Annotated in this window: 9 protein-coding genes; all 9 read right to left on the bottom strand. The window is 31.5% G+C overall.

Translation table 11 applies throughout. The features are described 5' to 3' along the window. Positions 1–270: 270 nt before the first annotated feature. Positions 271–978, bottom strand: coding sequence for a class I SAM-dependent methyltransferase (locus tag BM260_RS09660; RefSeq protein ID WP_093537148.1), 708 nt, complete (start codon positions 976–978; stop codon positions 271–273). Between the two features lie 128 nt (positions 979–1106). Next, entirely contained in the window at positions 1107–3089 is a 1983-nt protein-coding gene (locus BM260_RS09655) for a DUF2628 domain-containing protein (protein WP_281249752.1), read from the bottom strand. 703 nt (positions 3090–3792) lie between these two features. Then, positions 3793–4785: a UDP-glucose 4-epimerase GalE gene (galE, locus tag BM260_RS09650; RefSeq protein WP_093537146.1), complete on the bottom strand. Its 993-nt coding sequence runs from the start codon at positions 4783–4785 to the stop codon at positions 3793–3795. Between the two features lie 301 nt (positions 4786–5086). After that, the gene (murJ, locus tag BM260_RS09645) at positions 5087–6607 is read right to left on the bottom strand and encodes a murein biosynthesis integral membrane protein MurJ (protein WP_217646100.1); all 1521 of its coding nucleotides are present in this window, start codon (positions 6605–6607) and stop codon (positions 5087–5089) included. Then, entirely contained in the window at positions 6607–7329 is a 723-nt protein-coding gene (locus tag BM260_RS09640; RefSeq protein ID WP_093537144.1) for a hypothetical protein, read from the bottom strand. The genes murJ and BM260_RS09640 overlap by 1 nt, the downstream gene beginning before the upstream one ends. Positions 7330–7344: 15 nt before the next feature. Next, a complete protein-coding gene (locus tag BM260_RS09635; RefSeq protein ID WP_093537143.1) occupies positions 7345–8457 on the bottom strand; it encodes an EpsG family protein in 1113 nt (370 codons plus the stop codon). A gap of 137 nt (positions 8458–8594) precedes the next feature. Beyond that, the gene (locus tag BM260_RS09630) at positions 8595–9563 is read right to left on the bottom strand and encodes a polysaccharide pyruvyl transferase family protein (protein ID WP_093537142.1); all 969 of its coding nucleotides are present in this window, start codon (positions 9561–9563) and stop codon (positions 8595–8597) included. A gap of 43 nt (positions 9564–9606) precedes the next feature. Further along, the gene (locus tag BM260_RS09625) at positions 9607–10725 is read right to left on the bottom strand and encodes a glycosyltransferase family 1 protein (protein ID WP_093537141.1); all 1119 of its coding nucleotides are present in this window, start codon (positions 10723–10725) and stop codon (positions 9607–9609) included. A 16-nt stretch (positions 10726–10741) separates the two neighbouring features. Then, positions 10742–11971 (bottom strand): glycosyltransferase family 4 protein, encoded by a 1230-nt coding sequence (locus BM260_RS09620; protein WP_093537140.1) that lies wholly within the window; start codon positions 11969–11971, stop codon positions 10742–10744. Between the last annotated feature and the right edge of the window lie 29 nt (positions 11972–12000).

The raw sequence follows: 12000 nt of genomic DNA, 5'->3' as shown, positions 1-12000 counted from the left end.
ACATGTAAAACACATTGGAACGGAACCTAAATATATCGGTTCCCGACGAGCGTACCTTTCGTCAGTAAAGCAAATTTTCCGCCAAGGCTGTGCAAATCATCCATCGAAGTCTTTTGTAAACACATCGTTTACCAGTCCCTTCCTACGGTAGTTCCGCCTTGTACTAAATATATACCCCGCATAAAACGGATTAAACATCTTTTTAAAAATTTTGTTTAAGCTTCTTAATGTCAGAATAGTTTCTTACACAGGGACATGCGTCCCCTACTACTATACTTTGCGACATTTAAATGCACGATACCCGATGATATCCCGGTTATGAAATATAAACTCGTTATGCTTCTCCCATAGATCAAAAAGTTCCATTTTTATGTTTTCCGATGGATTTATGTCATTTATTTCACTTTGAAGAAGCACAGATGGCGTACTGATTATTTCAACTTGAGTAAATCCAGCTTGATGTAAACGTAATAACCATTCATCTTTATCTAATATTTCATTGATACCATAAAGACTACATGCTTTTTGTTGTTTTTCTTCTGATAGGTATTGCTCAGCTACCATTTCAATCATCATTAAAGTCCCGTCACTTTTCAAAACCCGGGAGAGTTCACTTAACGTCTTCGATATATCCGTAAAAACAATAACAGACTCGGCTATAACTAAGTCGAAGGAGTTATCTACAAAATCCATATTTTGTATATCTCCTTCCACCACATGGACGGATGACTTATTATTTTTAAATCGTTGTCTTGCTTTTTCTACCATAACGGGATGCTTATCAATCGCTGTCACCTGACAATTAAATCTTTCGGCTAAGAAAGCTGCAGTCTGTCCTGTTCCACACCCTATATCTAATACAGAATGGGTTGGTGGTATATTTTCAGTTTCCAATATAGATTGGGTTAGACTAAAACCTCCAGGATGGGCCCCACCAATTCCAAAGTAAGCCAAAATATCTATATAAGCATTAGACACTTAATTTACCCCCTATTTTCAATATAGCTATACTATGCTTTTAAAGCATGTCTATAACTCAATAGGTCGGTTTTTATTATATGGATCGTTGATTATCCCATACACAGACACACGTTTTGAGACAGTTTTTAATCCAAGATATCCTCCGCATGGAATGCTTGAAATATAGATTCTGTATCCGACGAAAAGTCTACATATTTTATATCATTGGAAATGTACTCTCCTTGATCTTTGAACTCCTTGTATTGTTGGTCCATAATAGTTTGCATTATAGTATCAACGTTCTCTTCATCACCTAATGCATATATGAGTGCATAAACAGCACTTACAATAATCCTTGAAGATTCTGCCGCTTTTTCTGTTTCTTTTGGAATACTATGATCGCTATATATAGCAACCCTTGTTAAAACGTTATCACCATTAATCGAACCAATTAAGTAAATATCTTCTTCAAGTTGCCAAGTGAACGTGCCTTCTTTATCCTTCGTAAGTTCATAATCCGCGATTAATTCACTACTGTCCACCTTCAGTAAATTCTCGCTATAAAATTCGATGAAATTATTTAGAAAATCCTGTTGAGTGATACCAAGCGATAATTGCTGCACTTGATTGAAACCGATTGTTTCATCGGAACCAGCATTTTCATTTTGAGTAACCTCATCATTTTCTGGATGGTTAGTAACCTTCAAATTTTTATCTAATGTGTAATAATTCTTATTCGTATATACTTCATATTCATCTAATCTTTCAATTGCTCCATTAAAAGTCTCTACATATTCTAGGCTGTTTGAGGTGAATTGAAATATATCCGTTCCAGTTACACGTGCACCTGTTTCATAGAATAACTCCATCACACCGTCTAGGTTAATATCATATAAGTATAGAGTAGGAGCATTTTCCGCAACTACGGTAAGTGATATTACATCACCCGTTTCAAATTCAACTAGTATCTCTACTTGATCATTTAAATAGTTGTCATTTACCTCTGGTCCTCCTCTAAAGGTAACTATCTCAAGGAAACCATCATCATTAACATCAATTTCCTCTGTCATATAAAAATCATACATACTATCAGCCATTAATGTGATGTAAGTAGGTTCATTAGTAACTAAATTTTCATTAATCTGGATGGATTGAGTTTCCCCCAAATAATTCACGGACTCAACTTCTGATCCACTAAATTTCCACTGTTCTTTTTGGCGTTTAAGTGTATGTGTTAAAACAGATTCATTATTATGGAAGTTTTCCCCTTTTATCAGAGTTGTTGTTTGAGTAACGCGAACTTTAACCTCTTGCTCGGAAATCGAGAGAAATTCAAAGTCGTTCATTTCATAAGCCAAATCAAAACTCGCAAATAAATCCTTTACCATCTTTTTAGTTTCTTCATATATAGTTTGGTCTTCATCTATATATACCGTAGCCATATAGTCATCTACATGTTCACTTTCAAGAGCCTGCATATTATTTTCAAGAACTTCAATTACCTCAATTTCAGTACCATAATTTCCTTCATTCACTGCCTTTGTCGTACTGTTGAAAGCTGGAACAAAGCTGAAAATGCATAATGCTATTAAAATATAAATGGAGAAAAAACCAACTGAAGCAAAAACCCCTCTCCAACTAGGACCTCCACTTAACTGAATTTCTTCTAGAAATAGTTCAGGTTTAGTTAGATTCTTTTCCCTTAATTCACGAATTCGTTGTAAAGCATGAAGTCGATATAAATTATTACCGCAAATTCCGAGAGTGCATGAGACAGTAAGACCTAACGCATTATTAAAAATAGCATTGTCTATTCCTAGTATGGCAACTATTAGATCAATGAATATAAAAATTCCTAAAATAGACAAAATCGGTTTATACATTTTTCTATAACCAAGCCAAAAAAGGGAAAAGAAAAAGGCAGCCCAATTCCAAGAGGTCAAACCTTTTGACCATTTTCGTATGTAATAATGTTGCTTTTTTCCACCAATAAATAACTTAAGAAGATGATTATCATCATCGGGTGGAGCTAATTTTACATCATCATCTTGAAGGGTGACCTCCTTCCCACAGCTCGAGCAAAATTTTGCTGCATCCACCATTTTAGAACCACATGAAGAACAGAACAGTTACATTCCTCCTATTATTAATTCCCTTACCCCTTCCATATGATATGCATTGGGGTATTCATTATTCCCTACTGAAAAACTAAGAACTACAGAAAGAATATGCTTTGATTCAATAGTAAGCGTCAAATAAATAAACGCTAAAAACCGCCCAACTGATTGTCAAGTGGACGGTTTTAGGTGTTCGATTATTTAATAGTGTATTGTAATATTTTGTCAGAATAGTCTATAATTAATTCTGACACAGGGATGATTTTTTTATGGTTTTTAACTATGTTCTCTATCTATTTAGCATTGTAGGGATGCTTTTTAATTGAAGTGAGTTTCTCCTTCTGTCTCACTAAAATGTAAATTTCCATCTGAATATGTTACATTAAACGTATGTTCACCTAAATGGCTAATCTAATAGATTTTCAGTAAACTAGATATATTCGTTTATTAGGGGTCAGACAAGTGGAGGGAAAGTTAAGCTGGCCAATGAATTTAAAGAAGCCTTTCAACATTGGTTTACTCAAGCAAAAGAAAATGGGCCAAAGGAAATTCTCCAGACCAAAGACACTATCCATCATATATGGGCAGTACCTCCATATGAATTTGAACTTGGTAACTCATTTTGAATTGTAGATGATTGCCAGAATATTAAAGAATTTTTTCTGACACAAGGACTCTTTTGGTGATAACGAATTTAGTTGAGAGCCGCATGAAGTTATTCTTTGTTTAAATAACCTTCGGGATTTTTCATATGCCATCTCCATGCATCAGTAATTATTTTTTCCAAGGAGTCAAACTGTGGCTCCCATCCTAAAATCCGTTTTGCATTATCTGAAGAAGCAATTAATACAGCTGGATCTCCTGCCCTTCTTTCTTTTACTTCCACTGGAATTTTGTGGTTAGTTACTTTTCTTGCTACATCAATTACTTCCTTAACTGAATAACCATTTCCATATCCTAGATTGAAAATTTCACTAGGACTATCTTTTCTTAGATATTCTAAAGCAAGAAAATGGGCTGAGGATAAGTCCATGACGTGAATGTAATCTCTAATGCAAGTTCCGTCTTTTGTTTTATAATCATCACCATATATATATATCTTCTCTCTTTGTCCAAGTGGAACTTGTAAAATCAAAGGAATCAGATGAGTTTCGGGATCATGATCCTCCCCAATATTACCACTTTCATGGGCTCCAGCGGCATTAAAGTATCTTAGAGAAACATATTTAATACCGTAAGCTTGACCAAACCATTTCATCATTTTTTCCATGGCAAGTTTTGTTTCCCCATATGGGTTCGTTGGATTAGTTTCATTCTCCTCAAGAATAGGTATATTCTTAGGCTCACCATAAGTTGCTGCTGTTGAGGAAAATACAATCTTATTTACGTTGTTTTCTTTCATTACATCTAATAGACACATCATTCCATATAAATTATTATCGTAATATTCATATGGCTTAGTCATGCTCTCACCTACTAAGGAATTTGCTGCAAAGTGAATTATTGCTTCGAAATTATGCGTCTTAAAGATCTTATCTAATGCTTTTTTATTTCTAAGATCAATTTTATAAAAATATTCTAAGTCAACTGCATCCATATAACCACTTTGCAAGTTATCGATAACAACAATGTCTTCATTTTGATCTAAAAAATATTTTACTGTATGGGAACCAATATACCCTGCCCCACCTGTTATTAATACAGACATTTCATTTCACCTACTCAATCAAAAATATAATAATTTATCTAAAGGTGTAGAATAAAAAGTACCAAATTAACTTATAATATCCACATAGCATCACTACTTTACTTTTGCTACCACTAAGCTTAATTATAATTAACGGTTTTCTACAATTCGTACCTGTGTTGTCAACATTATTGTATTATTCAAACATAAAGTCTCTAGTCCCAACATTAACAAAAGGCATTGGATATTCTACATCAATAGCTGTCACATAAAACTTATGAAGACTGTTAGAAAAGAGGTTTCCTCAGGAAATACATCTCGGTTACCTGTTCCCTACCTTCATTTTAGCTTTTATGTTTTTGATAAAAATATCAACCTCGTTTATTCTAAATAAACTTATCATAACGCAATACATTATAATCCCTGCAATAAAAACAATAAACAGTAATGGATTTTGATTATTTATAGGTAAATAGTAAAATAATAAGTTCATCAACACACCCATAACAACTGATGCTAGAGTAATTTTTATTAAGGAACTAAACATTGTGCTAATTCCAAGGGGCCCAATCTTTTTTCTTAAACTAATAAACATCAATATCATTGTAATCGTAGCTGATAGGCTAGTGGCTAGTGCTAACCCACCAATCCCAAGATATCTAGATAGTACAATGTTAAGAATTATATTAAGAACCACACCAATTGTTGCATTTATCATCGGTGTTTTAGTGTCCTGGAGGGCATAAAAAGGCCGCGTTAGTATCTCTCTCATCCCTATACCAAACATCCCAATTGAATAAAAAATAAGAGCATTAGACGTCATCTCAACGGCTTGTCGATCAAAAGCACCTCTTCCAAAAATTAATTCTACTATGGGCTGGGCAAAAAATAATACAACTATAGTAGTGGGTACGATAAGTAAGCTTATACTAATAATTGCTTCAGACATGGTTTTTTTCATCAACTGTATTTTATTTTCTGCTGCCATCTTAGACATTGTTGGGAAAATAACTGTTGCAATTGATAATACAATAGTGCCATGAACAAAACTACTTAATCTATTTGCATAATTCAGAGCTGAGATAGCACCTTCAGAAATTTGAGATGCTAGTGTTCTGTCAACAATTTTATTTATATCATTAACGGCAACACCAATAATAATTGGAATCGATAAAACTATCATATTTCTAACGTTAGGGTCTTTAATATTTAATTTCAGGTTGTACTTAATTTTTTCTTTTAATAAAAACGGAAGCATAAAAAGAAACTGAGCAATCACGGATAAAAATAAACCAATTCCTAAGATATAAATATTTCCATTGCTACTAATGATAATAGTAATGATAATACAAAAGTTCATAGGAAATCCTATTAATGCAGGTATAATATAATTACCTTTTATTTGCAGTAGTGCACTATAAATACTAATTAACATTGTAATATTTAAACCTATTAGCCCATATCGTGTAAACATAACAGCAATATCTATAGTATCTTGATTAAAACCCGCCGCAAATAATTTTACTAACTGTTCGGTAAATATTAATGATATAACACTTAAAAATGTACATAATACAAACAATATATTAATTATATTATTTGTATACAGTTCTGCCTTTTTTAATCCTTCCTGCTTTTCAATTTTATTATACATTGGTATATAACTTGAAGATATGCCTTTACCTATAAATGCAAATATCACTAAAGGGATTGATAAAGCAATTATATATGCATCACTAATATTTGATGTTCCGTAGTAATATGATAGAACTATATCTCTTCCAAATCCTAAAACTTTAGAAATAATTGTTATTAATATTAATATAAGCGCTGTTTTCTTCATCACTTGTCAACTTCAATATAAGTAAGTATTTCATTGAATAGTTTACTTAAGTCTGTTCCCGCATCATATGTGTTGGCATAATAAATTGCGCTCATTTTTTTGTACTCTGCATACTCTTTTTTTATTAAGTGTTTTTTACTCATAATAGCTATTCTGTCTTTAATTTCACCTTCATTAAGTTTGGTCCACATTTTTGGAAACCCATCAGGTCTTGAGGTTAATCGTACTAAACTGTCATTACTATCAATAAAAACAAATAGTTTCTTATGGTTAAAATAATTCTTCTTATAAATCTTTTTAAAAAATAGATCAATATCTTCAAACCTTAATTCTTCAAAAAAAATATTTGAAGTAATATGCAACAGTCCTTCGTCTATCAAAACTACTTTTTTGTGTGTAGAATTAGTCTTGAGACTATCATTAATTAGTTGATACTCTCTAATTTTATTTGCAAAGTAATAGATACTTAATATTTTCTCAAAGAAAGGTCTATTTGAACCTAATATTTTAAAAATAAAATTCATAGAATTAATATTTAATATTTTATTAATTACTAAAATCTTATTTAAAACTTTGTTCCGATCACTTGATTTAACAATGTCTCTACTATTTTGTATTTCATATTTACTTTCTATATTCAGATCAGAATTAATATACTCCTGGAATTTACGGGAAATATAAGTTTTACCTGATCCGGGAATCCCAACAAATTCTATAATCATATTCGAGCTCCTTCATTATCTTAAGAAAAAAAAGCTATACGGATAGGTTGACTGCCATTCAGGTCTATAAACCTGTTCAATAATTAAATAAGTCATCAGGACAATTGTTACTGATGAGACTGTTATAGCTTTTAAGTTCAAGTTTTTAATTTTTACAAGTTCATTGGGGAGGTACACAATCATGAATATTCCAAAAATATTAGTAAACCTCGAAAGTATTGTCCCATTTATAGATAAAAACAGAAATACAATAGATAAAAAAATAAATAATGAGGTTAAGTTTCTCTTATTTAAAGTATCTTTTTCCCTCAGGCCTTCATCGATGTTGTTTTTCAGGTAAAAACTATTAATTGATTCGCCTAAAACGTATAAAGTTAAATTCATTAATATTAATACAACGGTTGCAAATCTAAGAGTACCATCAAAATATGTTGAATCTAAATAGCTAGAGTATTTAGGCAAAAACAGGGTGATATATGAAAGAATAATTGGTAACGTGAGATTGATAGCTCCAGCTAAAAAAACTATACTAATCTTGTGTTTTCTTTTGATTTTAGAATTAATTAGAGGATAAGCTAATAAAAATATAACTGCAGCATTATGAAAACTTGTAGCTAATAAAACTGTAAAGAAAAATGAAAACTTCTTGTTTTTTATAAGAGCTTCATAACTTAACAGTAATGTTGCTATCGCCATCATTTGTCTAATTCCACTCATCGATAAATCAAAGTATCCTAAAGCAAAAAACAAGATTACACTTAACCCAATATTTTTGGAATATTTAAATATAAATCGACCTACAAGTATATATATATATATACTTGAGAAGATAGGTATAACTTGATAGTCGTCAGAAAAAAACGAAAGAAATTTATTCAAATACAGAAAACCAGTTTCATACCTGTGAGAAAAGGCTGAAATTTCTATACCACTATTTATTTGCTGAAAAAGGCCAAAATACGCATATGTGTCATTACCAACATCAATGGAACGAAACATCGCTAAAAAAGCTAACAAGCCAAAGCTGAGAATGATAAGTACTAAGCTTTTTTGTTTACTTTTAGGTAGGTTTTCAAAAATTATTGATATAATTATGAGGTATAATATTAAGAAATATAATAAAAACATTAATCTACCGCCTTCATACTACTAAATTAGTTGCATTCAAATAATTATCTCATACAACTGTAACAACCAAAGTAGTTAAATTTAGCTTGAGACAAGTGACTAGTAAATTATCTGGCGTATTTTACCGGAAATACACTTTACTTAAACTGGTTTAACCAAGAATTTATTTTTTCTCTATCTACTGTTACTTCTGTTGCGTATTCTGAATTAATCAACATTTCTAGCTCCTCAATATTATCTCTTTCAAGCGCTTTGAGATTGAAATCCTTATTCATTTCTCTAGCTCTATGATCAACAATTATTATTAATGATCTTCGTTTATGCTGCATTGCAAAAATCCCACCATGCAATCTAGTCCCAACATAATCCGTATCACTATTTAGAGCCATTGAAAAAGCTTCTACTGATGGAGAGATAACTGGAATAGAATCTATCCCACTCATGCTTTGAAAGTAATTATAATCCTCTGATCCTTGCGGCCAAAATTTCACTACTCTATAACTTTTAATTAATATTTCTATCATTTTTTGATCTCTAATTTTGTCACGTCTATAATCTGTTAGAGTGAAAATAACACTTTCAGATTTTTTTGTTGGAATTTGTTTACACAAATCACTAGTTAAATTCCATAATGTTGCGCATCCAGTATTTATGGCCTTAAACCCCATTTTTTCTAACATTAATTTAGTGCTGTTATCTCTTACGCTGTGAATATACTCTGATGAAAGAACCGATTTATACAATTTCTTAGTATAATGATTTATTCCCTTTGAATTGATGCCACTCCCCACTCCAACTAATACACAGTCTTTTATAGGTTTTGAGTCCAAAAAGTTTATATTCCATAACGGCCAGGGTCTGACCATATTAGAGTATAATAAATTTGAACCACAAACAAATTTAAAATCAGCCTGTTGTAACCACTTTACATTTTGATTAATTTTTGACGTTTGATGAAAATGAAAAATTGGAGTGTGAGTTGGGAAGTTCGTAACAAAAGCATTTGACAAAATTCCCTCTAACCCTTCACGAGCACCTCGCATAATTATGTCATCACCTCTGTTAAATGACGCAACAGATGTATCGAAGATTATAACTTTTTTCATAAATAGCTTCCTTTCTTAACTCTTTAATTTAATAAACTAATACTTATCTCATTTCCAAATACATTTTCTCTAACTTAAATGATTCTTTATAGATATCAAACCCTTCCTCCATTATTTTTCTATAGGAAGTGTTTCTATCTATTTTATAATTAAGGGACAGTATTTTATTTGCCCAACTTTCTATAGAAGCTTCTAAACTAATAAACGTATAATTATTCAAACCAATCTCTTTCGTTATGCTTTCAGAGAGTACAATTGGCAGACCGGAAGCTTGGGCCTCTACACCAACGAACGGTAATCCTTCAAATAATGAAGGAAGCAAAAAAATATCTACAGCACAAAGTATATCAGCTACATCGTTTCTTTTCCCTAAAATAGTGACATTATTTTTGATTTTTAATATCTCAATTTTTTCTTCCACTGCTTCCCTTAAAGGACCTTCGCCGACAAGTATAAGTTTAGTATTAGGTTCTTTTTGTAATATATATTTAAAAATAGCAATTAAAAACAAATGATTCTTCTGTTCATTAAATCTACCAACATGACCAATAAGTAACTCGTTTTCTACACCCAATTCTTTTCTAATTTTATCTCTCTTTATTTTATCGTATTTAAATTTAGAACAGTCCACGGCATTATTTATTATATTGACTTTTCCGTCGTTCAGTATATTCTCTCCGTACAAGAACCTACCTGCTGCTTCGGAACAAGCAAAGTAGTGGTTAGCGTTTTTTTTCATTTGACTTATTAACATTCTATTTCTAATAGCACTCAGTTTATTATCAGAATACATAGTAGCGTGACTATGTGAAATACGGTGTTTTATACCATGTTTTTTAGCTATATTAAGTGCTAAATGCCAAATAGAAATAGCATGATAGTGGATAACCTTATACTCATTTTTATGTTTATTAAAAAATTTATTTATTTCTTTTTGTATGAAAAAGGGGTTTTTAGATGCCACACGACTTATACTATACACACGTCCACCGAGCTTAATTATTTCTTCTTTATAACTATCCTCATCGGTATCAAATACTAGAAAATCAAATTGTATTTTATCTTTATCAATCGCTCTATAATAATTCATAATAAAGCTCATTATGCCACTTTTCTTTGAAAGTGTATTAGGTAAATGTAATATTCTTAATCTTTCTCCCATAGTCTAATTACCCACTTCATTTTGATAATTTATCAATCATACTTATAATTTCTGGATAAGTCTTTTTTCTGTCAAACTTTAACTCCGCTAACTTTCTAGCAGACTCCCCCATCATAGCTCTTTTTTCTTTACTATAACTGAACAACTTTTGAATTGATTTAGCTAAGCTTTCTGGGTTTTCAGGTTCATAATTTTCTCCAAATTTATATTCCTTCAGCAAATCCAAAAACTCCAGATTTTGGCTGCCATTAAGAAAAGGTTTACCTGATGATAAATAATCTCCCACTTTGTTGGTAATACTCTGTGGAGCCTTTCTCTTAATAGCATTGATAACAGCGTCTGATTTTTTCAAATAACTTCCCATAGTTGCATAATCAACCCACCCTGTAAAGAATGCATTACTTCCAATCTTATTTGCATATTCTTTAAAATCTTTTTCAAGTGGCCCGCTACCCAATATTATTGGTCTTACGTTTATCCCTTTTTCAATTGCAATTTTTGTACCCTCAATAAAAGTATAAATATCATAACTATGTCCCAAAGAACCAATATAAACAATCCAGAATTCATCATTTGGCTTTTCGATATTATAGAAGTTGGAAGAATTAATATCATTATCAAACTTTTCTAGATCTGTACCTATAAAGACATAATCATTAAGTTTACTTTTGGTATTTTTTTTCTTAGCAATATCTAGGTAAGTTTCTGATACAGCCATGATACCATCTGCCATAGCGTATACTTTATTTGCATTTATTTGCATTGGTAAGAATAAAGTTTTACTAACCACAGGAATATCCAATACCAAATCATACATAACCTCAGGCCAAACGTCCTGTACATCAATAAGAAAAGGTATATTCTTTTTACTAGCATATTTCCCAGCAATTAGAGCACTATCTAAACCTGGAACACAGCAATAAACTAAATTATAATTCTCTTTCGTATTCTTCAAATATTCCCTTAGACTATTTTTGAAAGTCCACATACTATAAATTCGTCTTAAACTTATATTTTTGAAATAGCCTACTTCATCTAAAATTTCTATTTTATAGGGTGCTTGGTTTAGCTCGTCTGTCTCTACTTTTCTAAAGGTGCGATCTAACTCTCTAAACCTACTGGTTGCAACTGTAACTTCGTATCCTTTTTTTACCAACATTTCACAAATTAGTTTAAATCTACTTCTATTATTACCTTTCTCTCCTGGTAATTGAGTGAACTGCGCCACAACTAATATTTTTTTCATGTTTTCACCACATCTATCTTTATATTTAA

This window comes from Psychrobacillus psychrotolerans (genome assembly GCF_900115805.1).
GTDB lineage: Bacteria > Bacillota > Bacilli > Bacillales_A > Planococcaceae > Psychrobacillus > Psychrobacillus psychrotolerans.
The sequence above is the reverse complement of the archived record's forward strand: the minus strand, read 5'-3'. Positions and strand labels throughout refer to the sequence as shown.